This is a genomic window from Archangium sp. (assembly GCF_036277355.1).
In the GTDB taxonomy this organism is placed as follows: domain Bacteria; phylum Myxococcota; class Myxococcia; order Myxococcales; family Myxococcaceae; genus Archangium.
On the sequence record NZ_DASUNC010000183.1, the window covers coordinates 13,417 to 37,129 of the forward strand.

A 23,713-nucleotide genomic window follows, 5' to 3' on the forward strand; every position below is an offset into this window, starting at 1 on the left:
CTCACGGCGACGTCCGGAAGGGCACCCGCACCTCCTGCCCGAGCGGGTTCCCTTCCCGGTCCGTCAACGACGTGCGCAGCACCAGCGTGTACGCCGTGCCCGGCGTGAAGGCCCCCGTCTCCGTGCCCACGGTGACGGTGTACGGCACGTCTCCCCGCTCGATGCTCTCGCCCTCGTCCGAGCCGGGCGGCACCGTCAGCTTCAACGGAATCTCCACCCGGCCCTCGAAGACGGCGATGCCCGGGCGCAACGTGCGGACATCCATCGACTCGGAGAAGAGGATCTCCAACGTGCCGGTCGCCGGCAGCGTGCCTCCGGCGCTCGGCTCGGTGGACACCACGTCGGGCGGATCCGTGTCGCGCGCGGCGAGGAAGGGCTCTCCCGGATCCAGGCACGCGGTACACCCCAGCAAGCCCACCCACAGGAACCGGCGCATCAGCGGCACCCCTTCCCCACGAGGCTCTCCTCGGTGTGGCACTTGAGACACGCCCGGTCATTGGCCGCCGCCACCCGCTTGCACGCCGCGGCGAAGCCATCCGGGTGCGGATTCACCTGCCTGCGCACCGAGCGCTCCGAGTGGCAGCTCATGCACGACTCCTCGCGGTGGCAGGACACGCACTGCTGGATGTCGCGCGAGGCCACCACCCCATGGTGCTGGGGCCCGGGCGTCTCCACCCACGCGGTGTAGTCCGGGTGCACCTTCACGTTGCGCGAGCGCAGCGAGCGGTCCGCGTCCATGCCCACGCCCGTGCGCTCGTGGCACGAGGCACAGAAGGACTGCGTCCGGTGGCAGCTCGAGCAGCGCGCGCTGTCCTGCCGCGCCTGCACCGGGTGCAGCGTGAGGTAGTCGTTGGGGTGCACCGGCAGCGGCTTCTGCAGCGCGTCGTGGCACGACTGGCAATAGGACTCGGCGTGGCACGACATGCACGTCTGCCGGTCCACCGACGCGCGGTTGCCGTGGGTGAACTCGTAGCGCGGCCCGTGATCCAGGCCCAGCGGGTTGCCCTGCATCGGCCGCAGCACCCCCGAGGGGAACGAGAGCTGCAACCGCCCCGAGGGCTCCGCCGGGTGACAGCTCTTGCACTGCTTCGTGGCCACATTGCCGTCATGGCATTCGAAGCAGGAGGCCATCTTCGGCAGCTGCTGCCGGGTGGCGAGCTTCACGTCCGTCATGCTCCCGTGGCACGCCGTGCACTCCACCTTCTTCGCCACGTGCACCTCGTGGCTGAAGCGCAGGTTCGCCGGGGGCACGTCCACCTTCGCGGGCGCCACGCGCACCGTGGGATCGAACCCCGGGTGGCACGTGTTGCAGCCCGACGGCGGGTCCGTCTTCGCCCCCTTCCGTGCCGCCTCCAGGTCATGACAGGTCTCGCACTCCGCGTGGCCCGGCAGGTTGCGCTCCTTCGCCGAGTCACTGGACGTCACGCCCTCGTGGCAGGTGACGCACTCGGCGCCACCCGCCAGGTGCTGCGCGTGGTCGAACTTCAGGGGGATGTGCTGGGCCGGGTAGACGGCGAGGCTGCGCTCGCGCGCGGTGGCCGCCCAGGCGAGGCCCGCCACCAGGAGGGACAGGGCCACCAGGCCCAGGGCTGTACGAGAGCGGCGCTCCATCTACAGGCTCGCCTTCAGGTCGAAGAGGAAGAACACCTTGGAGTCCCAGCGGGTGAACGGGTTCACGTTCTGCTCGAGCACCAGGGACAGGCGCGCGGCCCGGGACAGCGCCTGGCTGGCCCACAGCTGCGCGCCGAGGAAGTTGCCCGCCAACAGCGGGTTGAAGCCATCGTCGATGTGCGCCGCGGACAGCCGCCCGTCCAGCGTGAAGCGCCCCTGCCCGAAGCCGTACCCGGCGGTGAGATCCGCCCAGAGCTGCGTGCCTCCGAAGCCCTGCCGGTACGACAGGTCCAACCCCGAGCGGAAGCGCCCCCACCGCAGCGCCGCGCCCGCCGAGCCGCCCACCGTCTGGGACGGAGGCCCTCCGGGCTCCTTCGCCGCCTCGGCCAGCGCGAGGGTGCTGTTGAGCTCCGTGTGGTACAGGCTCCCCACGCCCTGCACGTAGTAGCGCAGCGGGCCTCGCGGGAAGAAGTCCACCCGCACCCGCGCCTCGTCCCGGGGGGCGAAGGCGAACCAGTACCAGATGGAGTCCGCGGAGAAGACGGGCGAGAGCCGCATCGCCTCACCGCTCACCGCCAGTTGCTCGCCGTCCCAGCGCACCTGCGCGCGGGCCTGCGCCAGCCGGCGCCCCAGCATGTCGAAGTCCACTCCCGCCAGCGCGCTCAGCCCGAGCCCCCGCCCGTACCGCGCCTCCAGCGTCGCGCGCTCGAGGTCCGTCTTCCCCTCCACCAGCGACCGGCGGTAGCCCAGCGACGCGGAGATTCCCTTCAGGTCCTCCAGCAGCAGCTTCGCGCCGTACACCGGCTCGAGCGCCGTCAGCGTGGGATCCGCTCCAGCCACGCCCTGCTCCAGCCGCCGCGCGTCGCTCTCGCGCGTGCCATCGGGCTGGTACACCGACGAGGCCAGGAACCCCGCCCCCTTCACCCACAACCCGCCGTACACCTCGGCCCCGAGCCCCAGCGGGCTCACGTAGCGCACCCGCAGGCCATCGAAGGCCAGGATGTCCGCGGTGTCCACGTACAGCTGCCGCCCCAGCCGCCCCTCGAAGCCGTTGCCCCCGTAGCGCACGAAGGCATAGAGCAGGTCCGCGTCCTCCGAGCGCAACCCGTCGATCTTCGCCGCCTCGCCGCGCGGCAGGCCGAAGTCCGCGAAGACGCGCAAGCTGGACTCGAAGCCCACGTCCTGCCCGGTGACGAGCTCGTAGCCGTTGAGCCCGAGGTACTGGACGATCCTCCGGCGCGGCAACAACACCGGCTCGCCAGGAGACGCGTCCCTCCACGCGCGAATCTGGTAGATCTGCGCCTCGGTGCGCGCCTCGAGCTGGAACGCGGATGCCGAAGCGGTGTCCGACACCACGAGCGCCGTCAAAGCGCCCACCACGGTCAACCCTCGCTGCGTTCGTCCCGGGAAGCGCGCCAAAGTGGGGGCATTATAGAAGCGCCTCGTTCCCGTGCGTCGGGTTTCGAGCACCTTCCTCGTCGTTCACTTTCCTCGCCGTTGGAGAAAGCCGTTGGAAGAAGTCAGCCCCAGCCCCCCTACACCCTCGCCGCACCTGCGCGATCCACGCACCGTGGCGGTGGTCGCCGCAGCGGCCGTGTTCGTGGCCTTCCTGGCCTCGGGGCTGCTCGTGCAGACCCTCAACGTGGCCTTCGGCATCTGGTTCACCCAGCTCTTCGTCTTCCTCGGCCTGGGCTGGTACGTGCTGCGCGCCACCGGGAGGAAGCCGGTGCGCTACACCGGCCTCGCCTTCCCGGGGCTGGCGCCGGTGGCCTTCGCGTTCGTGCTCGGCGTGACCAACTTCTTCGCCATCGTCGCGCCCGTGCAGTACGTCGCCCAGTCGCTGCTGCCCCCGGCGTGGCGGGAGATCTACGACGTCGCGGACATGTTCCGCGGCCAGTCCTCAGTCGAGATGGCCTTCATCGTGGCCAGCGTCACCGTCGTGGCGCCGATCTGCGAGGAGTTCTTCTTCCGGGGCGTCTTCTTCCAGGGCCTGAGGGCGCACGGAGGACCCGCCATGCGCGCCGTCCTCCTGTCCGCGGTCGTCTTCAGCATGTTCCACCTGGATCCGGTGGGCTTCTTCGCCCGCGTGGAGCTGGGCGTGCTGTTCGGCTGGCTGCTGGTGCGCACCGGCTCGCTCTGGCCGGCCATCCTCGCGCATGCGGCCAACAACTCCGTGTCCATGGTGCTGTTCTTCGCCCAGCGGTACCTCGATATGCCCGAGGAGCCGGCCTCCCAGGAGCAGGCGAAGGCCATGCTGATGCTCGTGATCGTTGGCGGCGCGGTGCTCTGGGCCCTGCTGGCCGCCGCGCGCCGCTTCCCGTCCCTGCTGGGCCCTCCCCGCTCGCGCGAGGACCTCGAGGCCCCGGAGCCCCCTGTCGCGCTGGAGCCCGCGCCCCAGCTCCTGCGGCTGGCCGCTCCGTGGATGCTCGCCGCCGTGCTGTCCCTGGGCGCCTACAAGGCCCTGGATCCGCTGGGCATCCAGCTGAGCCGGATCGACCGGGACTTCCCGCTGCGGAGCATCCCCGAGGACGCACCGGACGCGCTGCATGCCGAGCGTCAGGCCTTGTACGAGCTCCGCGTCCGCGCCCGGCGGGGCGAGATACCGCTCGGCGAGTACGCCCAGGAGCGGGCGAGGCAATCCAAACAAAAGAGGCCGGATGTCCGTTGAACGGGTGAGGGTCCACGCGTGAGAAAGATCACCGCGACACGCTATGTCACGCCGCTGCGCGAGGGCGGCTCGATGCCCGCCATCGTCGAGGCGGAAGACTCGGGGCTGTACGTCCTGAAGTTCCGGGGAGCGGGCCAGGGAATCAAGGCGCTCGTGGCCGAGATCATCTCGGGCGAGCTGGCGAGGGCCCTGGGCCTGAGGATGCCGGAGCTCGTGTTGGTGGAGCTGGATCCCACCCTGGGCCGCGCCGAACCGGACGGGGAGATCCGCGATCTGCTCAAGGCGAGCGCGGGCCTCAACCTGGGCATGGACTACCTGCCGGGCTCCATCACGTTCGATCCGACGGTGGGCCCGGCGCCGAAGGCGGAGGAGGCCTCGGCCATCGTCTGCTTCGACGCCTACGTGACGAACGTGGACCGCACGCCGAAGAACCCGAACCTGCTCAGCTGGCACAAGGCGCTGTGGCTCATCGACCACGGGGCGTCCCTGTACTTCCACCACGCGTGGGACGACTACCTGGAGCGCAGCCAGAGCCGCTTCCCGGCGGTGAAGGACCATGTGCTGCTGCCCTGGGCGTCGGCCCTGCCCGAGGCGGAGGCGGCGCTGCGCCAGCGGGTGACGGAGGACGTCATCCGGCACATCGTCGGGTGCGTGCCCGAGGCGTGGCTGGGTCCGGCGACGGAGCCCCGCTTCGCGACGGCGGCCGAGCACCGGGAGGCCTACGTCACCTACCTGCGGAAGCGCCTGGAAGCGGTGCCGGCGTTCATCGAGGAGGCACAGCGTGCCCGCGCACAGCTCGTTTGACTACGCCATCATCCGCATCGTGCCGCGCGTGGAGCGCGAGGAGTTCATCAACGCGGGGGTCATCCTCTACTGCCTCACCCACCGGTTCCTCAGTGCGCGGGTGGAGCTGGACGAGCGGCGGCTGCTGGCGCTCGCGCCGGACGCGGACGTGGAGCTGCTGCGAAGCCACCTGGAGTCGATTCCCCGGCTGTGCGCGGGAGGCAAGGCGGCGGGGCCCATCGGCCAGCTGCCGCAGAAGGAGCGCTTCCACTGGCTGGTGGCGCCGCGCAGCACGATGCTCCAGACGGGACCGGTCCACTCGGGCCTGTGCGAGGAGCCGGCGAAGGCACTCGAGCACCTGATGCAGCGGATGGTGCGGCCCCCCTCGCGCAGCTGATCGAGAGGGGCCCCCGCGGGAGAAGAGCCCCCGCGTCCTTCAGATGAAACGGTAGGAGGCCACGTTGAACACGGGCCCCACCATGGCGGCGGTCAGCATGTCGCGGGCCACATCGCCCTCGACCTCCACGCGCTGACCGTCCTTCTTGATCTTCCGATCGCCCCCGGCGAGCTGGTAGGTGCGGCCGTCATCCCCCTCCAGCACCCAGACGCCCGTCTCGATGTCGCGGAACACCACGCGTCCGGTGAGCTTCATCCCGCCGTCTCCTTGCGCAGCATGGCCCGCGCGATGATGAGGCAGATGAACGTGTTGACCACCAGCCAGGGCAGCGCGAGGAAGTGGAAGGGCATCCACGCCAGGGAGGGCGCCTTGGACCAGGCCGCGTAGGCGAGGAAGCCCGCGAAGCCCAGGGCGAGCCCGCCGATGGCGGACCGGAGCCCCTTGAACTTGATGGCCAGGAAGGACAGCAGCAGCGGGATGAGCGAGCTGTAGAAGAGCGGGTTGGCCACCTTGCCCCGGCCGAAGATGATGCGCTGCCAGTCGGGGATGGGCAGGTACGCCGCGTCCACCACGTCACCCGCCGCCCCGGAGGCCCCACCGAACCACGAGCGCGCGAAGAACACGCCCACGGTGGCCAGCACCAGCGGCACGAGGAAGCTCGGGCGGATGAGGACGTTGAGGTAGCCGGGCCGCTCGCGCCCCCGGATCGTCAGCAGCACCAGCGCCAGCAGCGCCAGGGCCCACCACATGGACGGCCAGCGCGAGGCCCCACCCCCGAGCGCGTTCAGCGACGCCTGGGCATCCAGGAGCCCGTGCCCGTACTCCTCCGTCCAGGCCTGGTCACCCACGCGCTTCGCCCCCGCGTAGAGGGCCTTCTCCACCTCGTCCGGCCCGCTGGCGCCCTCGGCGTACAGCAGCGCGGCCACGGCGGCCACGTGCGGCGTCGCCATGCTCGTGCCCTGGTAGGCGGCGTAGACGGAGCGCGACGGATCCCTCGGGTCGATGGTGTTCTGCAGGATGCCGCCCGCGTCGCCCTGGCGCTTGTCACCACCCGGAGCCGCGATGTCCAGCTCCTTGCCGTAGGACGAGTACGGGGCGCGCGAGCCACCCGGGCCCACCGCCGCCACCGCCACCGCGCCCGGGTACGCCGCGGGGAACTCCACGCGCGGGCGCCCGGCGTTGCCCGCCGCGGCCACCACGGTGACGCCCTTCTTGCGCGCGTACTCCACCGCGTCGGCCATCACCTTCGAGTAGCCGCCGCCGCCCAGGGACATGTTGATGACGTTGGCGCCGTTGTCCGCCGCGAAGCGGATGGCCTCGGCGATGTCCGCCGACGTGCCGGAGCCGAAGTGGTTCAGCACCTTCACCGGCATCAGCGTCGCCTCGAAGGCCACGCCCGCCACGCCCTGCCCGTTGTTGGTCACCTGCGCGATGGTGCCCGCCACGTGCGTGCCGTGCCCGTGGTCGTCATTGGCGTGCTCGTCGTCGTTGACGAAGTCGTACCCCTTCTTGAACTTCGCCCCCTTCAGGTCCGGCACCTGCTTGAAGTCGTCGTGGTCCTCGTAGGCGATGCCCGTGTCCAGCACCGCCACCACCACGCCCTTGCCCCGGCTCTCCTTCCAGGCGCTCGGCATGTGGATCATCCGGAGGTTCCACTGCTTGGGGTAGTCCGGATCGTTCGGCGTGTAGCCGTCCTTGCTGTCCTCCTCGAGCGAGGAGTCCAGCTCCACGGCCTCCTCACCGGGCGGGACCGAGTAGACGCGCAGCGGCTCGGCGGACTCGACGGCCGGGTTCTGGAGGATGCGCGCGAGCACCGCGTCCACGTCCTCCACGCCCTGGGCGATCGTCACGCCGGTCTGCGCGCCCTCCATGGAGTTGAACTCGAGGTTGACGCCCCACTCGGCCTCCCAGGCATCGAACTCGGCCTTGGTGGTGCCGTCCTTGAAGTCCACGACGATGCCGCCGGGTGCCTCCTCGGCCAGGACACGCCGCGAGGTGTCCACCGCCGGGGCCTCCTTCGCCGCCGTCCCTTCGGAGTCCGAGGGAGACGCGCAGGCCGCCAGGGCCAGCACCGCACTTGCCAGGATCCAACGCTTCATGAGCGCTCCTTGATGCAGACCCCTACGAACGAACGGCGGAACGATTGGGTCTCTTGAGTCTGTTCGACGCCCCTCCCGGCGGACAAGCACCCCTCCGGGATGAGGAACCTTCGTCAATTCAACGGGTTACGCGACATCGGTCATTTGCCCGACAGCATCTTCAGCCAGGTGCGTACGGCTTTTCCCACCATGGGCAGGGCGTGATGGAAATGGGCCCCGGCGCCTTCCACCACCGCCAGCTCGCCTCCCGCCGCCGCCACCGCCTCGGCCAGCTCCGCCCGGGACAGGGTCGAGTCCTGCTCGCCCACCACCACCAGCAGCGCCCGGCCGAGCCCCGCCAGCTCCCGCGCCGTGACGGCCCTGGGGCTCACCAGGCACAGGCCCGCCACCTCGGGATGGCGCGCCCGGAGCTCGAGGGCAACCCGGGCACTGCCGTGGAGCGCGGCCACCGCCGCAGCGGGCGAGTGGGCATTCTCCAGCACCACTCCCAGCGCGGCCCCGGCATCCTCGACCAGCGCCTCGCCCGAGCCCCTCTCTCCCTGGCTGCCCCCCACGCCCCGGTAGTTGAAGCGCAACGTCGGGTGGCCGGCCGACGCCGCGGCGAAGGCCAGCTCGGCGCCGATGACATGGTCCATGCCACCGCCGTCCTCGGGCCGGGGCGGGAGGACGAGCAACGGAGGGCGTTCATCCCCCCGGTGCGCCACACCCTCCATCACCTCGCTGCCGACGGGAATGAGCGTGGAGCGCTCGAGGAACTGACCTTTGAGGACCATGGACGGGGCTCAAGATAACGTGGAGTGTGTCCGAGTGCTTCACTCCTGGAGGATTTCCTGCCGGGCGGTAAACGCCAGCCGGGCCTCGCAGGTCAGGGCAAGGCCTCCGGCGCACGAGCCGCAGCTCGACCGAAGCTCCACCACGCCCCGGGAGACGGTGTCCAGGTCCTCGAAGACGATGCGCAGGGCGGTGGACTCGAGCACCTGGCCGTCGGCCGACACCTGCACCCGCTCGGCCGAGAAGGAATCTCCCGTGCCGGCGATGGCTCCCGAGAGCTGCACCGGTGGGGCATCCCCCAGCCGCCAGACCCCCTCGGGCGCGTCCAGCTCCAGGAAGGCGCGATCCGCGCTGCCGGCCTCCCAGACGGTCCAGGTGAAGTCCCGGTAGAGGTTGCGATCCTCCACCCGGGAGGAGGGAGGCGTCCCGCCGCGGTAGCAGGAGCCCGGGAGCGCCGAGAGCGGCGCGGGGTCCACCACCACGCGGTAACGCCGGATCTCGTCTCCACCCCCACAACCGGCGAGCACGGTGAGCACCACGGCGATTCCCAGGTTTCTCATGTCAGGTCGCTCCCGCCATCTCCGCCGCATGCTCCTGGCGGACCCACGCGTAATACCGATCCGTGTTCTCGGGGGTGTGGAAGAGCACGAGGAGCGCCAGACGCTTTTCCGCATAGAGCTTCTTCAAGAAGCCCCAGAGACGGTGGCTGAGCTCGCGTTGCTCCGCATCGGGCACATCGAAGACCTCCAAGGCCCAGTCCCGGCCCGAAAAGTCCCCCTTCGTGGTCCGATGATCCGTCCACCGCACGGGCCGATCTCCGACGATCTCCCGCACCTGCCGGCGGATCTCCTCACGTTCATTCACCATATCGGCTCCTCCCCGAGCACCCGCTGGACGATGGCCGTGGCCCTCTCCAGCGCCTCCCTGGCACGCGCAACCGTCAGCTCCTCCTCGAGGTAGTCCGCGGACACTCGCAGCCGTACCAGTTCGTAAAGCCCCTCACTCGTCTGATCGTCGAGCACCCCGGCCCTGTATGCCTCATAGGCCAGAGGCTCATGTAGGAAGTAATATACACCCGGTCTGACTTCTGGAGTAGGGATACCCGCTTCGTTCATCGCATGCCAGCACGCATGGTAGGCTGCGTAGTACGCCCGCGAAGCCGCCGCGTTGGGACACGGATCCTCAACGTCCAGAAGCACACGCGCCGCCGACAGGTTCTCCCACGCCTTCCGCTCCATCGCCCTTCCCCTCCCCCTGCCTCCTTCCTACCGCCCACCTCTGACATGGGGCCGCATGCCCCCACTCCAGCGGTCACCCCGAAGCCCGGTGCCTTCCCGTGCCCACCATTCCTCGCGACGCCGGGCGGGCTGCTGCTAACGTCCGCTCGGAAGAACGACGCCTCCTGAGAGGCGGAGGACCCATGACCCGCGACGAAGCGCAGCGACTGGTGCAGGCGTTCATGAAATCCCTCGGTCAGGCGAGCGAGGGCCTCAACCCGCAGGGGTTCGGTGGAGCGGCGGTCGGCAACGCGCAGCTCTACTTCGAGTACCACGCGGACAAGCAGACGCTGGAGACGAGCGCCCTCATCTACAAGTTCCGGGATGCTCCCAAGCCCGGCGTGCTCGAGGGCTTCCGCGCCGAGGAGAAGTCCGGCACGGACACCGGTGGTGGCGCGGTGGACTACGAGACCGAGAACAACAGCCTCTTCCTGAGCCGCACCTACGCCTCGGTGCCCTCGGAGGCGGCCTTCCGCGAGGACATGAAGCGCCTCACCCAGGCGAGCCTCGTGTGGAGTGACGAGGTGATGGACCGCGTGGCCTCGCGCGTGTTCAAGCGCTGAGGCACGAGCCCCCGCATCGCCTCAGGGAGTGGCGCGTGCCGCTCCCGCCCGCTCCGCGGCGTGCTCCTCGCGGACCCAGGCGTAGAAGCGATCCGTGTTCTCGGGGGTGTGGAAGAGAAGAGTGAGCGCCAGGCGCTTCTCCTGATAGAGCGGCAGATAGAACTCCTCGAACAGACGGCCATGGAGTTCCTCCTGCTCATCGAAGGGCACGTCGAAGATCTCCAAGGCCCAATCGCGCCCCGGGAAGTCGCCCTTCGTGGTCCGATGATCCGTCCACCGCACGGGTCTGCCCCCCACGGCCGCCATCACCTTCCGCCGGATTTCTTCCCGTTCGTTCACCATGTCGGTTCCTCGCCCAGAAGTCGCTGGATGAAAGCCGTGGCTTTCTCCAGCGCCCTTCTCACCAGATCCACCGTCAACTCATCTCCAAGGTAGTCCGCTACGACTCGCAGTTCGGCCAACCACCTCAACGCGCTGCCCGCCTGCCTATCGAGCACTCCTGCCTCGATTGCATCTGCAGGCAGAGGGTCATGCAAGAAGTAATATACACCCGGCCTGACTTCTGGAGTAGGGATACCCGCTTCGTTCATCGCATGCCAGCACGCATGGTAGGCCGCGTAGCAGGCCCGCGAGGCCGCCGCGTTGGGACACGGATCCTCGATCTCCAGAAGGACACGCGCCGCCGCCAGATTCTCCCACGCCTTCCGCTCCATCCCCTGCCCCTCCCACGCCTCCCTTCTCTATCACCCACCTCCGACATGGGGCGCCCCGCCCCCACCCGAGCGGTCACCCTGGCCCTCGACTCCAGAGTGCGCTTCGCCGTGGGTGGGCTATAAGGCCGGGCCCGTGAGTGTGTCCGCGGAGAGGGTCCGCGGCGCTGGACACGAGGAGGACGGATGGGATTCTTCCGGAAGAAATCGGTGGAAGTGGACGCGCCGAAGCCTCAGCGCAACCTGGGGCTGGCGATGGTGACGCTCGATCGCGCGAGGACAGTGCCCGAGGGCGCGCTGCTGGCCTTTCTGCAGGACAACTGGCCGGAGCTTCCACGCGCGAAGCAGGTCCGCCAGGAGGGGGACACGCTGAGCTTCGAGCTGGACGGCGCGGTCGTCACCCTCACGATGATGCGCGCCCCCATTCCCTGGAGAGACCTGGAGGAGCCGGCGCGTGCCGCCTGGCACTGGCCCGAGGCAATCGAGAGGCTGAAGGCCCATCAGGCGCACGTCATCGTCGCCGTGCTCGCCCCGGGGATGGATCGCATCGCGACGATGCTGTTGCTGACGCGGGTGGTGGCCGCGGTGGCCGCCACGACCGACGCCAACGGCGTGTATTGGGGGGAGGGGCCGGTGGTGAACGCACCGGACGACTTCGTCGAGGAGGCGAAGCGGACCTCACGCGAGCGGCTGCCCCTCTACCTGTGGCTGGCCTTCCAACTCTCGCGCAACCCGGACGGCACCTTCACGCTCGCCACCTCGGGGATGCGCTCGTTCGGCTTCATGGAGCTGGAACTGGTGGCGCTCCGCGAGAAGCCCGCGACGCTCGTGGACCGGGCCTTCAACTTCGCCCACTACCTGCTCGATCACGGGCCCGTGCTCAAGGACGGGGACACCATCGGACTCTCGGCACAGGAGCGCTTCCGCATCCGCCACGTGCCCTCCGCTGTCGACCCCTCCCGCACGGTGTACCGCATCGAGCTGTGAGGCCAGACACACGGCCGGAAACGCAGCGAAGATGACCAGCCGACAATGCGGCAAGCCTTTGGGGCGACCCAGACAAGGCTTGCCGGGAAACAGCTCATTACCATCCTCTCGGGAGTTGTTCTGGCCACTGCCCGAAAGGCTGTCATGAACGTATTGAAATCGCAGATTCTGAGTCTCGCGGTCCTTCTCTTCGCCGCGCCGTCCGCGCTGGCGCAGAACGCCACTCCTGGCTCCTCGCCCTCGACAGCGCTCGAGAACTGCCGGGCCTTGCAGTCAGCCGGAGTGGCCCTGTCCGGTACCTACTGGATCCGGCCAGCAGGGGGCGCCGCCATCACCGCCTACTGTGACATGGAGACGAATGGCGGAGGGTGGACGCTCGTCTACAACAGCACCCTGGGCATCAACACCACTGACTTCTGGAACATCTCTCACTGGGAAAGACTGAACCGCCGAGGACGCCCGGGCCTCGAATCACCCTTCTACGACGGAAGCCTCTACCGATACGGCACCATCTACATGGATGTCATCGAGGATCTCCGGGGCAAGAGCGTCGTTGCGCTGATGGCGGAAGCGAGTGGGATCGACCTGTATTCAATGAGGTTCATTTCCCCGCGGTACGTATCTGGCCATTGGGGAATCTATTCCCAACAGTTCGCTGGAGGCTGGTCCGCACCTGACTTCGACGGGGATCTCTACTCCGGACAATGCGCAACCACTTACGCGGTCACCCAGCACTATGGCAACTGCTGGTACTACAACCTCGGCGCGGACGCGGATTCGACGATCGAGGACGGTAGGGTTGGACCCCATGTGTATTCAGCCACCGCAACCTCCATCGGGCTGAGCACGGACGGAAGCAATTACACCCGCGTCCGCCGCATCTCGCGCTTCGTGAAGTGGTAGGGCCCGCGCACGGGCCCCACGGTGCCGGCTACACCGCCACCATCACGTAGAACTTCAGGTAGCGGCCCTCGGGGAACTGGAGCCGGATCGGATGATCCGGCGGCTGATAGCGCTCCTCCACCATCGCCAGATCCACTCCCGCCTTGAAGGCCGCCTCCTTCACCGCGCCCATGAAGTCATCCGGGCCCACGCGCGCCGAGCACGACGCCGTCGCCAACAGGCCCCCGGGCCGCAGCAACCCCAACGCCTGACGGTTCAGCGACGCGTACCCGTCGATCGCCGCCTGCACCGCCCGCTGGCTCTTCGCGAACGCCGGCGGGTCCAGGATGATCAGATCGAACGTCCTCCCCTCCTCCCGGAACGACGCCAGCAGCTTGAACACGTCCGCCGCCAGGAAGTCGTGCTTCTCCGCCGGCAACCCGTTGCGCGTGAAGTTCTCCCGCGCCAGCGCGATCGCATCCGGATCCAGGTCCACCGAGAACACGCTGTTCGCCCCGCCCAGCGCCGCGTTCACCGAGAACCCGCCGCTGAAACAGAAGCAGTTCAGCACGTCCCTCCCCTTCGCCAGCCGCCGGATCAGGTACCGGTTCTCCCGCTGGTCCAGGAAGAAGCCCGTCTTCTGCCCCCTCCACGCGTCCACCCCGAACTTCGCCCCCCGCTCGAGGATCTCCAACACCTCCGGCGCCTTCTCCCCCCACAGCATCCGCCCCGCGCCCCGGCCCTCGTCCTCCTCCGCGTCGTCCCGCCCCACCTCGTCCCGGCCCAGAATCCCCTTCAGCTCCGGCACCGCCGCCTTCAACGCCTCGACGATCAGCCCGCGGTACGGCGTGAGCCCCGCCGAGTACAGCTTCAGCACCGCGTACCGCCCATACAGGTCCACCACCACGCCCGGCAGCCCATCCCCCTCGCCGTGGATCAACCGGAAGCTGTCCGTGTCCGTCAGATCGATCAGCGAGCGCCGCTCGGCCAGCGCCTGCTTCACCCGCTCGGCGAAGAAGGCCGCGTCGATGTTCTGCCGCGGGTTGCGCGTCAGCACCCGCACCGCGATGGCCGAGTGCGGATCGAAATACCCACGCGCCACGAACTTCCCGTTCTCCGCCAGGTCCACCACGCTGCCCGGGGGAATCTTCGGCACCTTGTCCAGCGCCTTGCGGAAGACCCACGGGTGTCCCGCACGCAGGTGACGGCCCAGTCCCGGGGCCAGTTCCAGCTTCACGACGTTCACGCTCCCACTCCTCGGCGAGGGGCCCGGCGGGCCCGTTGGGCGACAAGGGCACGGGCGAGCTCCTCGAAGCCCCGCCCCTCCTCCGCCCGGGTGATGAAGGCCGGCGGCGTGTCGATGCGATCCAACACCCGCCTCACGTTGGCCACCCCGACACTCAGGGCGAACCCTCCAAACATCGGGGCATCATTGAAGCTATCCCCCGCGTACACGAAGCGCCCATCCCCCGGCTCCAGCCGCCAACCCCAGGCGAGCTTCAGGAAGCGCTTCACCGCCGACAGCTTGTCGAACCGCCCCAGCCAGCAGTTGATGTGCACCGACGAGCGCACCGCCGTCACCCCCCGCGCCCGCAGCAGGGCTTCAATCCGCTCGGCCCCCTGCTCGCCCAACCGCGCCTCCTCGTTGTAGTCCACGGCCAGGTCCACCTCCGTGAAGGCGCTGTCCATGGACAGCCGGGCCCCCGGCACCTGCCGCAGCACGGCCGCCACCTCCGCCTCCAGCCGGCGCCGGTTCGGCTCCCGGACGCGCGGAGGCTCGGCGTACACCTTGCGCAGCTTCCCCTTCGCTCCCCGCAGGAAGAACAGGCCCCCGTTCTCGACGATCACCCCATCCACCGGCAGCGTGCGGGCCCACGCCTCGCCCCAACCGGCCGGGCGGCCCGTCACCAGCACCAGCTTGAGGCCCGCTTCCCCCAGGCGCTCGAGCGCCCGCACCGTCGTCGAGCGCAGCTGGTGCGAGGTGGTGAGGGTACCATCGACATCCGTGAAGACCGCTTCCACCCGGGAGAGGTCCGCGTGGCGCAGGGGGCGAGGGGCAACCATACGGGCTGCGCCACTACACCCTTCCCGGCTCCACGGGAAGCCCGCAGGAAGCCCGCAAAGACGAAACCCCCGGGAGGCAGTGCCTCCCAGGGGCCGTTCATCTCACTCCAGGTTCAGCGAACCCGGGCTCAGTACGTGCCCTTGAGCGACGTGCTGGAGTACGAGGTGTAGCCGTACAGCATCACGTAGTAGCGGCCCGCGGCAGCCTGAGCCGTCATGTTGCACGTCTCGTTGTTGCCGGAGAGGTACGGACGGCAGGAGTACGAGGACAGGGTCGGCGCCGAGCCGAACGACACGTACATGTCCGCGTCACCCGTGCCACCGCTCATCACGAAGGAGACCGCGCGGCCGGCCGGCACATCCAGGTGGTAGTACTTGGACGAGGCCGAGGCGCCGGAGATGCCCGTGATGGCCACGGCGTTGGTCAGCGCGGTGGAGGCCGGGGGAGGCGTCGCGACACCCACGCCCACCGCCTGCCAGGCCGCCGACACGGACGCGACGTCCGCCGAGCTGTAGCCGAGCTGCGTCGCGGCCTGCTCCGTGTACGTCTTCGCCTGGGCGAACGTGGTGGAGGCCGTGAACAGGTCGCGGTTGGCGCGGTAGAAGATCTGACCGGCCTTCTGGATGCCGATGCCCGTCACCACCGTGCTGGTCACGCCGCGCGGGTGCGAGCCACCCGTGGTGAGCAGCTTGAACGCCAGGTTGGCGATACCCGAGTTCCAGTGCACGCCGCCGTTGTCGGCCGTGCCCGTGTAGCGCGTGGGGTAGTAGTCCTTCGACGAGCCGTCCTGCGTGGGGTTGGCCATGTAGCGCAGCGCGTCACCCGGGGTGTTGGGCGTCCACACGTCGTCGCCCACCATCCACACCGCCGCGTCCACCACCCAGCCGCGGCTCCACGACTCGCAGTAGGCGCCGAAGATGTCGCTCAGGCCCTCGTTGAGGGCGCCGGACTCGTTGGAGTAGGTGAGGTTGGACTCGGAGCTGGTCACCGCGTGCGTCAGCTCGTGCACCGTCACGTCCAGCGACTTGCCCAGCGGCGCGGACTGCACGCCATCGCTGTCGCCGTACACCATCTGGGTGCCGTTCCAGAAGGCGTTGGTGTAGTTGCTGCTGTAGTGCACCGTGCTGCGCAGCTGCGCGCCCGTGCCGTTGTACGAGTCACGGCCGAAGTTCACCGAGTAGCAGTCGTAGGTGGTGCCCAGGTGGTTGTAGTTGTCGTCCACGTGGGTGTCACCGGTGGCCGCGCCCCCCTCGGAGCGGCGCAGGGTGCCGGGCAGGCTGGTGCCGTTGTTGGCCGAGTACACCGCGCGGTTCTTCGCCGCGTGGATGTCCGAGGCCACCATCTCCACGCCGCCGGTCAGCGCGTTCACGAACACGTGATCGCGGATGGGCAGGTCCCGGCCCTCGCCCGTCACCACCACCTCGTACACCAGCTTCAGGCGGTTGTCCTTCTCGGAGCGGACGTACATGAGGCTGGCATCGCCCTCGGTGGCGATGTGGCGGCCCACGGTGTTGTCCAGGGCGGCGGCCTTGGCGGCCTCGGCCGAGACGCGGGCCTTGGCCGGGACGATCTCGCCGTCACGCGCCGAGCCGTTGGCCATGAAGATCTTGCCGCTCGGGTCCTTGTGGATGATGAGCTCGCCACCGAACACCGGCAGGCCGTTCTTGGTCTGGCCATAGCGGATGTGCGTGTTGCCCTGCTCATCCACGGTGGTGCGCTTCATCACCAGGTCAGCGGCGTCGAGGCGGAAGGCCGCGGCGATGCCCTGCAGGCCATTGGCATTGTCCAGGTTGCCCTTGAGCATGAAGGGAACGCCGTCCTCGTTGGCGCCGGCGATCTGGGCGGAGGGCAGCGCGGCGAGCGCGGCCCGCACGTCACCGAGCGAGTCGGCGGTCACATCGGACTTCGGAGCGCCATCGGGCAGCTGCGAGTTGTCGGCCTCGCAGGCAGCGAGGGGAAGGGCGAGCAGCGCGGCGGCAAGGAAGCGAGTGCGAAACACAGGGGTTTCCTCCTGTTCAACGGCGGGGTGCCGTCGGACGGAGGAGCTATGAGCAGGAACCGGGCCAACCTATCAATCGTGGAAATACCAGCCTTTACACATCACCCAGCTCAGCCAGTGGAGCGCGGATGTCACCCTCAACGCGTTCCGCTCTGCATCAGGTGTTTACACTTCTCGATGAAAGTCTCCTGATTCCAATGACTTTCATCCCCCCCACAGGAGGCGTCCTGATTTCAGACAGAGGTGTCCTGACTCAAGACACCCAATAGTTTGCCCTGAAATTGTTTGTCCTGCAAGCGAAAAGACGGCGATCGAACGAGCCCTCGACACAGGGCCGTCACGTTTCCGTCTCCCCCCACGCCCCCCATCTTTGGAAGTGGATCGTCCGGGAGGTGACGCCATGGGGAAGAAGGGCCTGCTGAGCGCGAGGGATTTCAGCTCGCTGTCGATCAAGGATCTGCTGGAGGCGCGCGAGGCGTACCACGTCCACCTGGCGCACCTGGATTCGGTGGTGGCGACGGCCATCGGGCGCTACCGGATCCGCCGGGGAGATCCCGACGCGGAGAGTCCGGGTGCCCCCGCCCCGAGCAGGAGCACGGAGCCCCGGACGCTGTCCAACACGGTCGTGCGGCACTGGTCCTGGCCGTGCGTGCTGGTGTTCGTGGAGGAGTGGATGACGCCGGAGCAGCTCGCCCATCTGCCCGAGCAGATGGTCCCCCCGCTGCTCTACCTGCCGGACGGCCGGGTGGTGCCCACCTGCGTCATCCTCGCCGAGCGCCAGCAGCGGGAGCCCGCGCCCTTGCGGACGCTCGCCTTCACCTCGGGGCTGGTGGGCGGCGGCTACCCGGCGCTCACGGACGTGCAGGGACGCCAGCACCTGGGGACGTTCGGATGCCTGGTCACGGATGGAGACTCCATCCATGCGCTCACCAACCGGCACGTGGTGGGAGAGCCGGGCCGCGAGGTCCATACCCTCATCCAGGGCCAGCGCCGCCGCGTGGGCGTCAGCCACGAGCGCCAGGTGGGCAAGCGCCCCTTCTCGCAGGTGTACCCGGGCTGGCCCGGGAGCCGGACGTACTCCAACCTCGACGCGGGACTGGTGCGGCTGGATGACGTGAGCGGATGGACGGCCCAGGTGTTCGGCATGGGCGAGCTCGGTCCCCTGGTGGACCTCAACGGCGACACCCTCTCGTTGGATCTCATCGGCTGCTTCGTGCGCGCCTTCGGCGGCGCCTCGGGTCCGCTCGAGGGGGAGATCCACGCGCTCTTCTACCGCTACCGCTCGCTGGGAGGCTTCGACTACGTGGCGGACCTGATGATCGGCCCCCGCCAGGGCCGGGGACCCCTGCCCACGCGGCCCGGCGACTCGGGCACCCTCTGGTTCTTCGAGCCCAGACACGCTCCGGACGAGCGGGCCGCACTGCCCACCGGCGCCCGGGCCCGGCAATGGCGGCCCATCGCCCTGCAGTGGGGAGGGCACCGGCTGATGACGCCGGGCGGCGGAGAGACCTATGCCTTCGCGCTCGCCACCAGCCTGAGCTCCATCTGCCGCGCGTTGGACGTGGAGCTGGTGCGCGACTGGGACATCGGGCTGAGCGAGTACTGGGGAAAGGTGGGCCACTACAAGGTGGGCATCACGGCCTGCGGGCTCGTGTCCAACCGCCGGCTCGCGCACCTGATGACCGCCAACGCGGATCGCATCTCGGTGGGAGACGAGGCCATCGCCCAGGGCGAGCTGCCCGGCGCCGGCACCACGCACTTCGTCGCGCTCGCGGACGTGGCGGATCTGGTGTGGCGCACCACGCGCAAGCGCGACGCCATCAACCACTTCGCCGACATGGATCAACCGGGCCAGGGCCGTTTCGCGGGGAAGACATTGCTCGAGCTGTGGCGGACGGATCCCTCCACCCGCTCGCCCGCCGTCTGGCGCGAGTTCTACGAGAGCATCGGCGTCAAACAGAACTCCGGGCATGGCGCGCTGCCGTTCCGGGTGTGGCAGATCCACGAAGCGATGGTGGGCTTCGCCCAGCGGCAGCAGGTGGCCGAGTTCCTGTGCGCCGCCGGTCTCCTCGCCCATTACGTGGGGGATGCCTGCCAGCCCCTCCACGTCTCGTTCCTGCACCACGGCCGGCCCGATCATGCCGATGAGCAGGACGTCCACGCCGTCTACGAGACGAAGATGTTGGATCTGCGGGCGGCCGAGCTGATCTCCGGAGTGAACACCCGCGTGAAGGGCGTGCACGTCACGGACACGATCCGGGGCGGAGCCGCGGCGGCGGATGCCGTCGTGAAGCTCATGCAGGCCACGTTCGACACCCTGCCCCCCCTGGAGGTGGTCGAGGCCTACAACGCCCAGACCGGACGCCAGCGGATTCCGCACATGTGGGAAGTGCTCGGGGAGCGCACGTGCGATTGCATGGCCCGGGGCGCGCTGTGCCTCGCCATGCTCTGGGAGAGTGCGTGGCGGGAGGGTGGCGGCACGAAGATCCCGGCCCACCTGCTCGGCCCCGTGGAGCCCCAGACCCTGCGGGTCCTCTACAGCGACCCGACCTTCCTGCCGTCGAACTGGCTCCGGGATCTGGTGTTCCAGAACGAGGCGCCCCCGCCCCGGACGACCCGCCGCGAGCGGACCCCGACCCGGGGCGGAACACGCGGCGGAGGGGCCCGGAAGGTGGCCCGTCACACGACGCGGCGGTGACTCAGCCGATCTCCAGTCCGGCCAGCAGGGACTGGAGGGTCTCCACGTTGGCGCGCAGCTCGGCGCCGGCGAGCTGGGACAGCTGCGTCTTGCGCGCCTTGCGCAGGAAGGCATCCAGCCGCGGCTCCCGCCCGTAGAGGGACTGGGCACTGGCGGCCGCCTCGGCCAGGGCCCGCGCGGCACCTGGAGGATCCGTGTTCAGCAACCCCATGGACCGCTCCAGCCGCACCCCACAACCGGCCCAGACCTCGCGGTCATGGGCGATGAGGAGCTGCCGCTGGTTCACGTGGCTGAGCGAGCGCACGATGGTGTCCAGCTCCTCCACCACGGACAACACCTCCTGCTTGCTGGGGTTGTCCTGGATGGCCATGCGCCCGGCCCGGACGCGCAGCTCGATGATGTGCCGCTTGTCCTGCGCGCGCAGGTGCCTGTACGCGGCGGTGCGGCCGAAGGCGTCCAGCTCCGTCTGCAGCTGCTGGGCGTTCCACTGCACGTCCTCGGGCTCGGCCTCGCGCACCTTGGTGAGCCGCGCCGAGACGATGCGCGACAAATCCGCCACGATGGCCCGCACCATCACCGCCGCCTTCACCTCCGCCTCGTGGCCGGGCACCACCTGCTGCCGCGTCACCGGCCCGAAGGCACTGGCGGACTCGAAGACGAGGTTGCCCATCTGCTCGCGGAAGCGCTCGCGCAGGCGCTGGATCTCCGCCAGCAGCGTCCACCGGTCCGACACCACCGAGGGGTTGCGCATCGTCTCGCCCAGCTGGGTGATGCCCTGGGCCAGCTGCTGCATCCACCCCAGGAGCAGCTCGGAGGCGTCCTTGGTCCGCCGCGCCTCCACGGTGGCCGCCAGCGGCGCCCCGGAGCCCGCGCCTCCCGTGGGTCTGGACGCGAACTGTTCGCGCACCACGTTGAGCAGGAGGTTCACGTCCATCACCGTGTCGCGGATGACGGGGGCCATCTCCTCCCACAGCGACAGGTCCGGGCTGTCCTCCACATGGGCCGTCTCGTACTTCAGCAGGTCCAGGTCGCTCAGCCGGGTGATGGCCTGTCCCGCCGCGGCGTACACCAGGCGCAAGCGCTCGGCGAAGGCGCGATCGGACAGGGACTGGAGCAGCTCTTCGAGCTTGGGAGGCAGTGCGAGCGGAGGGGTATCGGCGGCCACGGCGTACCCACTCTATCGGTTCCCATGCGCCCCGTCGCGGACTTCGGCTCCCGGAGCGTGTGGATCCGGGCATTTCCCTTGCGAGGGTCGCACGCCCTCCTAGACTGCCCGGATGGCGAAGCACCGCGTGTACCTCATTCCCGGCTTCTTCGGTTTCACCCATATGGGAGAGAAGCCAGCCGAGCGGATCGTCTACTTCGGGCATGTCCGCGATGTGCTCCTGGAGGGCTTCCGCAAGCGCGGCCACACCGCCGAGGTGGAGTCCGTGACGGGGCACCCCACGGCCAGCCTCGAGGTCCGGGCCCGGCTCATCCTCCGGACGCTCGAGGAGACGGCCTCGGGAGATGACGCGGCCATCCACCTGATCGGGCACTCCACCGGAGGCGTGGACGCGCGGGGCCTGGTGTCCACCTGGATTCCCAAGCGAGCCCCCCACCTGATGGAGCGCGTGCGCTCGGTGGTGTGCGTGGCCACGCCGCACCACGGCGCGCCCATGGCCAGCTTCTTCCAGCAGGATCGCCGGGGCGAGATGCTCCTGCGGCTGCTGTGGCTCTTCACCGTGTTCGCCCTGCGGCGAGGCCCTCGGCCGATGATGTTCCTGGCCTTCCGCCTGTTCTACGCGCTCAGCGAGAAGGGCCATCAGCTCGGCTTCCAGGCCACGCTGCTGGATCAGATCACCCGGTTGATGGCCCACCTCTCGCCCACCGAGCAGGCCACGCTCGAGGAGTTCCTGGAGCAGGTGGGGAAGGATCAATCCATCATCGGGGATCTCACCCCCGAGAAGATGGTGGGCTTCAACCAGGCCAACCCGGACCGGCCGGGCGTGCGCTACGGCTCGGTCATCACCGGCGCGCCGCCTCCGAGCTTCCTGGGCATGCTCCGGGCCATCACCGGCAAGCAGGACCCGGGCATGGGGGACCTGGTGTCGTTCCGGATGCTGGATCCCCAGCCCGAGGTCATGTACGGCGCCTACTCCTTCCTCTACAAGAAGAGCGGGCCGGACGCGCGGGCACTGCGGACGCCCGAGCCCTCCCCCACCCACGACCGGCTGCTGCGAGACGTCTTCGGCGAGGAGTACCGGCAGCGGAGCGATGGCGTGGTCCCCACGCGCACCCAGCTGTGGGGCGAGCTCATCACCGCCGTCTCCGCCGACCACCTGGACGTGCTGGGCCACTTCGACGAGCCCCCCGAGCACGTGGGCTGGCTCAAATCCGGCTCGCACTTCCGGGCGCCCCAGCTCAACGGGCTGTGGGACCGGGTGCTCGACTTCATGGTGGACGGAAGCCAGGTGGGCCCATGATCCAGGTCGTCGTGTCGAATGGAGGCAAGACCCTCATCGGGGGAGAGGATCTGCTCGAGCTGCCCGGCCCCAAGTGGATCGACGTCCTCCACCCCACGGAGGAGGAGATGAAGCGGCTCGGGGACCGCTACGGGCTGCACAAGCTGGCCATCGAGGACTGCCTCCACGTGGACCAGCGGCCCAAGCTGGAGGAGTACCCGAACCACCAGTTCATCGTGCTGCAGGGCTTCACCGCCAGCCGGGAGAACGTGTGCGAGCTGACGCTGCACGAGCACCACTTCTTCCTGGGGCCGGACTGGCTCATCAGCGTCCACGAGCTGCCCTTCGACGGGCTGGAGCAGGTGCGGCAGCGCGTGCACGACGAGCCCCAGGCGACGATGGAGCGCGGGGTGGACTTCATGCTGTACCTGCTGGCGGACGCGCTGGTGGACCGCAACTTCCCCGTGCTGGACGAGTTCAACGAGGAGCTGGAGGACCTGGAGTCGGCGGTCTTCGAGAACCCCCAGCCGGAGCAGCTCCAGCGCATCTTCGAGCTGAAGCGGGCGTTGGTGACGCTGCGGCGGGTGTTGTCGCCCCAGCGGGACGTGCTGGGCTTCCTGGCCCGGAGGGGCATCCCCAACGTCCAGGAGCGCGCGGCGCTGTACTTCCGCGACGTGTATGACCACCTGGTGCGGCTGTACGAGCAGATCGACGCGGGACGCGATCTCGTGGGCAACGTGATGGACGGCTACCTGTCCATGATGGCCAACCGGACGAGTGAGATCAGCAAGCAGCTCACCATCATCGCGACCATCTTCCTGCCGCTGTCGTTCATCACGGGCTTCTTCGGACAGAACTTCGACATCCTGTCCCAGCGGGAGTTCTTCTGGGTGATGCTCGTGTCCGTCTTCGGCCTGCCCGTCGCCCTGGTGTTCTGGTTCAGGCGCAACCGGTGGCTCTGACGTCCCTGGAGGACCCCATGCCCCACATCACCGTCGACGGCGTTCCCCTGCACTACCGCGACGAAGGTCACGGACTGCCCGTGCTGCTGTTGCACGCCTTCCCGCTGAATGGGGAGGCATATGAGAAGCAATGGAAGGCCTTGTCGGGGCGCTACCGCTTCATCATCCCGGACATCCGGGGCTTCGGGCGGAGCGGGCTCGGCGAGGGCCCCACGGAGATGGCCCGTATCGCCCAGGACGCGCTGGCGCTGCTGGACGCGCTGAAGGTGGACTCGGCCGTGGTGGGCGGAGTGTCCATGGGCGGCTACGCCAGCATGGCGCTGCTGCGCGAGGACGCGGGGCGCGTGCGGGGACTCGTGCTGGTGGACACGCAGGCCACGGCGGATGACGAGGCGGGACGCGCACGACGGGAGGCCTCGGCCCAGGAGGCCCTGCGCGAGGGGCCCGAGGCCGTGGTGCGGGCGCTGCTGCCCAAGGTGGTGGCCGCGCCGGACTCGGAGGCGGGACGCGAGGTGGCGGCGATGATGCGGACGGCCACACCGGCGGGCCTCGCGGCGGCGCAGCGGGGCATGGCGCTGCGGCCGGACAGCAAGGACATGCTCGCGCGCTACGCCGGGCCCGCGCTGGTGGTGGTGGGCGAGAAGGATCCGGTGACGCCCCTGGAGAAGGCGAAGCAGATGGCGGACCTCATCACCGGGGCGCGCCTGGAGGTGATTCCAGACGCGGCCCACCTGCCCAACCAGGAGCAGCCGGACAGGTTCAACGCGGTGCTCGACCGCTTCCTGTCCGGGCTGTAG

25 protein-coding genes are annotated in these 23,713 nt (G+C 69.1%); 10 read left to right on the forward strand and 15 right to left on the reverse strand.

The annotated features are described in order from the left end of the window. Nucleotide 1: 1 nt before the first annotated feature. The 3 genes from VFZ09_RS45680 to VFZ09_RS45690 are packed head-to-tail and all read right to left on the reverse strand — an operon-like array spanning nt 2 to nt 2,991. On the reverse strand, nt 2-436 hold the full coding sequence (locus tag VFZ09_RS45680) for an Ig-like domain-containing protein (RefSeq protein ID WP_329734135.1): 435 nt from the start codon (nt 434-436) through the stop codon (nt 2-4). Continuing rightward, entirely contained in the window at nt 436-1,611 is a 1,176-nt protein-coding gene (locus VFZ09_RS45685) for a cytochrome c3 family protein (RefSeq protein WP_329734136.1), read from the reverse strand. The genes VFZ09_RS45680 and VFZ09_RS45685 overlap by 1 nt, the downstream gene beginning before the upstream one ends. Further along, entirely contained in the window at nt 1,612-2,991 is a 1,380-nt protein-coding gene (locus VFZ09_RS45690) for a hypothetical protein (RefSeq protein WP_329734137.1), read from the reverse strand. A gap of 130 nt (nt 2,992-3,121) precedes the next feature. Here VFZ09_RS45690 and VFZ09_RS45695 point away from each other — a divergent pair, with 130 nt between their 5' ends. The 3 genes from VFZ09_RS45695 to VFZ09_RS45705 are packed head-to-tail and all read left to right on the forward strand — an operon-like array spanning nt 3,122 to nt 5,459. Beyond that, nucleotides 3,122-4,279 (forward strand): type II CAAX endopeptidase family protein, encoded by a 1,158-nt coding sequence (locus VFZ09_RS45695; RefSeq protein ID WP_329734138.1) that lies wholly within the window; start codon nt 3,122-3,124, stop codon nt 4,277-4,279. An 18-nt stretch (nt 4,280-4,297) separates the two neighbouring features. Continuing rightward, nucleotides 4,298-5,083, forward strand: a complete 786-nt coding sequence (locus VFZ09_RS45700) for a HipA family kinase (protein WP_329734139.1) — start codon at nt 4,298-4,300, stop codon at nt 5,081-5,083. After that, complete coding sequence (locus VFZ09_RS45705) at nt 5,061-5,459, forward strand: DUF3037 domain-containing protein (RefSeq protein WP_329734140.1); 399 nt, start codon at nt 5,061-5,063, stop codon at nt 5,457-5,459. Before VFZ09_RS45700 ends, VFZ09_RS45705 begins: the two co-directional genes overlap by 23 nt. Before the next feature lie 39 nt (nt 5,460-5,498). Here the strand turns inward: VFZ09_RS45705 and VFZ09_RS45710 are convergent, their stop codons facing one another. From VFZ09_RS45710 to VFZ09_RS45735, 6 genes are all read right to left on the reverse strand, one after another. Continuing rightward, nucleotides 5,499-5,714, reverse strand: a complete 216-nt coding sequence (locus VFZ09_RS45710) for a DUF5818 domain-containing protein (protein ID WP_073563525.1) — start codon at nt 5,712-5,714, stop codon at nt 5,499-5,501. Further along, nucleotides 5,711-7,558: a S8 family serine peptidase gene (locus VFZ09_RS45715; RefSeq protein WP_329734141.1), complete on the reverse strand. Its 1,848-nt coding sequence runs from the start codon at nt 7,556-7,558 to the stop codon at nt 5,711-5,713. Before VFZ09_RS45715 ends, VFZ09_RS45710 begins: the two co-directional genes overlap by 4 nt. 140 nt (nt 7,559-7,698) lie before the next feature. Further along, on the reverse strand, nt 7,699-8,331 hold the full coding sequence (locus VFZ09_RS45720) for an alpha/beta hydrolase (RefSeq protein WP_329734142.1): 633 nt from the start codon (nt 8,329-8,331) through the stop codon (nt 7,699-7,701). Nucleotides 8,332-8,370: 39 nt separating this feature from the next. Then, the gene (locus VFZ09_RS45725) at nt 8,371-8,889 is read right to left on the reverse strand and encodes a hypothetical protein (RefSeq protein WP_329734143.1); all 519 of its coding nucleotides are present in this window, start codon (nt 8,887-8,889) and stop codon (nt 8,371-8,373) included. Between the two features lies 1 nt (nt 8,890). After that, nucleotides 8,891-9,196: a hypothetical protein gene (locus VFZ09_RS45730; RefSeq protein WP_329734144.1), complete on the reverse strand. Its 306-nt coding sequence runs from the start codon at nt 9,194-9,196 to the stop codon at nt 8,891-8,893. Further along, nucleotides 9,190-9,567: a HEPN domain-containing protein gene (locus VFZ09_RS45735; protein WP_329734145.1), complete on the reverse strand. Its 378-nt coding sequence runs from the start codon at nt 9,565-9,567 to the stop codon at nt 9,190-9,192. The genes VFZ09_RS45730 and VFZ09_RS45735 overlap by 7 nt, the downstream gene beginning before the upstream one ends. Nucleotides 9,568-9,749: 182 nt before the next feature. On the opposite strand from VFZ09_RS45735, the gene VFZ09_RS45740 reads away from it, so the two are divergent. Next, nucleotides 9,750-10,169, forward strand: coding sequence for a hypothetical protein (locus tag VFZ09_RS45740; protein WP_329734146.1), 420 nt, complete (start codon nt 9,750-9,752; stop codon nt 10,167-10,169). A gap of 21 nt (nt 10,170-10,190) precedes the next feature. Here VFZ09_RS45740 and VFZ09_RS45745 read toward each other — a convergent pair whose 3' ends face one another. Both VFZ09_RS45745 and VFZ09_RS45750 read right to left on the reverse strand, forming a co-directional pair. Continuing rightward, nucleotides 10,191-10,511: a hypothetical protein gene (locus VFZ09_RS45745; RefSeq protein ID WP_329734147.1), complete on the reverse strand. Its 321-nt coding sequence runs from the start codon at nt 10,509-10,511 to the stop codon at nt 10,191-10,193. Further along, nucleotides 10,505-10,882: a hypothetical protein gene (locus VFZ09_RS45750; protein ID WP_329734148.1), complete on the reverse strand. Its 378-nt coding sequence runs from the start codon at nt 10,880-10,882 to the stop codon at nt 10,505-10,507. Before VFZ09_RS45750 ends, VFZ09_RS45745 begins: the two co-directional genes overlap by 7 nt. A gap of 183 nt (nt 10,883-11,065) precedes the next feature. On the opposite strand from VFZ09_RS45750, the gene VFZ09_RS45755 reads away from it, so the two are divergent. Continuing rightward, nucleotides 11,066-11,866 (forward strand): DUF4261 domain-containing protein, encoded by an 801-nt coding sequence (locus VFZ09_RS45755; protein ID WP_329734149.1) that lies wholly within the window; start codon nt 11,066-11,068, stop codon nt 11,864-11,866. Between the two features lie 45 nt (nt 11,867-11,911). Next, complete coding sequence (locus VFZ09_RS45760) at nt 11,912-12,769, forward strand: fibrinogen-like YCDxxxxGGGW domain-containing protein (protein WP_329734150.1); 858 nt, start codon at nt 11,912-11,914, stop codon at nt 12,767-12,769. 28 nt (nt 12,770-12,797) lie between these two features. Here the strand turns inward: VFZ09_RS45760 and VFZ09_RS45765 are convergent, their stop codons facing one another. The 3 genes from VFZ09_RS45765 to VFZ09_RS45775 all read right to left on the reverse strand — a co-directional run bounded on the left by VFZ09_RS45765 (nt 12,798) and on the right by VFZ09_RS45775 (nt 16,812). Further along, on the reverse strand, nt 12,798-13,994 hold the full coding sequence (locus VFZ09_RS45765) for a class I SAM-dependent rRNA methyltransferase (RefSeq protein WP_329734151.1): 1,197 nt from the start codon (nt 13,992-13,994) through the stop codon (nt 12,798-12,800). Further along, nucleotides 13,991-14,812 carry an HAD-IIB family hydrolase gene (locus VFZ09_RS45770; protein ID WP_329734152.1) on the reverse strand — a complete coding sequence of 274 codons (822 nt, stop codon included), beginning with the start codon at nt 14,810-14,812 and terminating at the stop codon, nt 13,991-13,993. The genes VFZ09_RS45765 and VFZ09_RS45770 overlap by 4 nt, the downstream gene beginning before the upstream one ends. 128 nt (nt 14,813-14,940) lie before the next feature. Continuing rightward, complete coding sequence (locus tag VFZ09_RS45775) at nt 14,941-16,812, reverse strand: M4 family metallopeptidase (protein WP_329734153.1); 1,872 nt, start codon at nt 16,810-16,812, stop codon at nt 14,941-14,943. A gap of 400 nt (nt 16,813-17,212) precedes the next feature. On the opposite strand from VFZ09_RS45775, the gene VFZ09_RS45780 reads away from it, so the two are divergent. Further along, nucleotides 17,213-19,510 (forward strand): hypothetical protein, encoded by a 2,298-nt coding sequence (locus VFZ09_RS45780; protein ID WP_329734154.1) that lies wholly within the window; start codon nt 17,213-17,215, stop codon nt 19,508-19,510. 1 nt (nt 19,511) lies between these two features. Here VFZ09_RS45780 and VFZ09_RS45785 read toward each other — a convergent pair whose 3' ends face one another. Next, nucleotides 19,512-20,675: a hypothetical protein gene (locus VFZ09_RS45785; protein ID WP_329734155.1), complete on the reverse strand. Its 1,164-nt coding sequence runs from the start codon at nt 20,673-20,675 to the stop codon at nt 19,512-19,514. A gap of 112 nt (nt 20,676-20,787) precedes the next feature. On the opposite strand from VFZ09_RS45785, the gene VFZ09_RS45790 reads away from it, so the two are divergent. The 3 genes from VFZ09_RS45790 to VFZ09_RS45800 are packed head-to-tail and all read left to right on the forward strand — an operon-like array spanning nt 20,788 to nt 23,713. Then, nucleotides 20,788-21,975, forward strand: coding sequence for a triacylglycerol lipase (locus tag VFZ09_RS45790; protein ID WP_329734156.1), 1,188 nt, complete (start codon nt 20,788-20,790; stop codon nt 21,973-21,975). Then, nucleotides 21,972-22,916, forward strand: coding sequence for a magnesium/cobalt transporter CorA (gene corA / locus VFZ09_RS45795; protein ID WP_329734157.1), 945 nt, complete (start codon nt 21,972-21,974; stop codon nt 22,914-22,916). Before VFZ09_RS45790 ends, corA begins: the two co-directional genes overlap by 4 nt. Nucleotides 22,917-22,933: 17 nt before the next feature. Continuing rightward, entirely contained in the window at nt 22,934-23,713 is a 780-nt protein-coding gene (locus VFZ09_RS45800) for an alpha/beta fold hydrolase (RefSeq protein ID WP_329734158.1), read from the forward strand.

Bases quoted from the DNA above. Each gene is read 5' to 3' on its own strand.
- VFZ09_RS45755 (WP_329734149.1), top strand. From the start codon at position 11,066: ATGGGATTCTTCCGGAAGAAATCGGTGGAAGTGGACGCGCCGAAGCCT.
- VFZ09_RS45750 (WP_329734148.1), bottom strand. From the start codon at position 10,882: ATGGAGCGGAAGGCGTGGGAGAATCTGGCGGCGGCGCGTGTCCTTCTG.
- VFZ09_RS45770 (WP_329734152.1), bottom strand. From the start codon at position 14,812: ATGGTTGCCCCTCGCCCCCTGCGCCACGCGGACCTCTCCCGGGTGGAA.
- VFZ09_RS45745 (WP_329734147.1), bottom strand. From the start codon at position 10,511: ATGGTGAACGAACGGGAAGAAATCCGGCGGAAGGTGATGGCGGCCGTG.
- VFZ09_RS45800 (WP_329734158.1), top strand. From the start codon at position 22,934: ATGCCCCACATCACCGTCGACGGCGTTCCCCTGCACTACCGCGACGAA.
- VFZ09_RS45740 (WP_329734146.1), top strand. From the start codon at position 9,750: ATGACCCGCGACGAAGCGCAGCGACTGGTGCAGGCGTTCATGAAATCC.
- VFZ09_RS45680 (WP_329734135.1), bottom strand. From the start codon at position 436: ATGCGCCGGTTCCTGTGGGTGGGCTTGCTGGGGTGTACCGCGTGCCTG.
- VFZ09_RS45760 (WP_329734150.1), top strand. From the start codon at position 11,912: ATGCGGCAAGCCTTTGGGGCGACCCAGACAAGGCTTGCCGGGAAACAG.
- VFZ09_RS45780 (WP_329734154.1), top strand. From the start codon at position 17,213: ATGGGGAAGAAGGGCCTGCTGAGCGCGAGGGATTTCAGCTCGCTGTCG.
- VFZ09_RS45730 (WP_329734144.1), bottom strand. From the start codon at position 9,196: ATGGTGAATGAACGTGAGGAGATCCGCCGGCAGGTGCGGGAGATCGTC.
- VFZ09_RS45725 (WP_329734143.1), bottom strand. From the start codon at position 8,889: ATGAGAAACCTGGGAATCGCCGTGGTGCTCACCGTGCTCGCCGGTTGT.
- VFZ09_RS45685 (WP_329734136.1), bottom strand. From the start codon at position 1,611: ATGGAGCGCCGCTCTCGTACAGCCCTGGGCCTGGTGGCCCTGTCCCTC.
- VFZ09_RS45735 (WP_329734145.1), bottom strand. From the start codon at position 9,567: ATGGAGCGGAAGGCGTGGGAGAACCTGTCGGCGGCGCGTGTGCTTCTG.
- VFZ09_RS45720 (WP_329734142.1), bottom strand. From the start codon at position 8,331: ATGGTCCTCAAAGGTCAGTTCCTCGAGCGCTCCACGCTCATTCCCGTC.
- corA (WP_329734157.1), top strand. From the start codon at position 21,972: ATGATCCAGGTCGTCGTGTCGAATGGAGGCAAGACCCTCATCGGGGGA.
- VFZ09_RS45790 (WP_329734156.1), top strand. From the start codon at position 20,788: ATGGCGAAGCACCGCGTGTACCTCATTCCCGGCTTCTTCGGTTTCACC.
- VFZ09_RS45715 (WP_329734141.1), bottom strand. From the start codon at position 7,558: ATGAAGCGTTGGATCCTGGCAAGTGCGGTGCTGGCCCTGGCGGCCTGC.
- VFZ09_RS45710 (WP_073563525.1), bottom strand. From the start codon at position 5,714: ATGAAGCTCACCGGACGCGTGGTGTTCCGCGACATCGAGACGGGCGTC.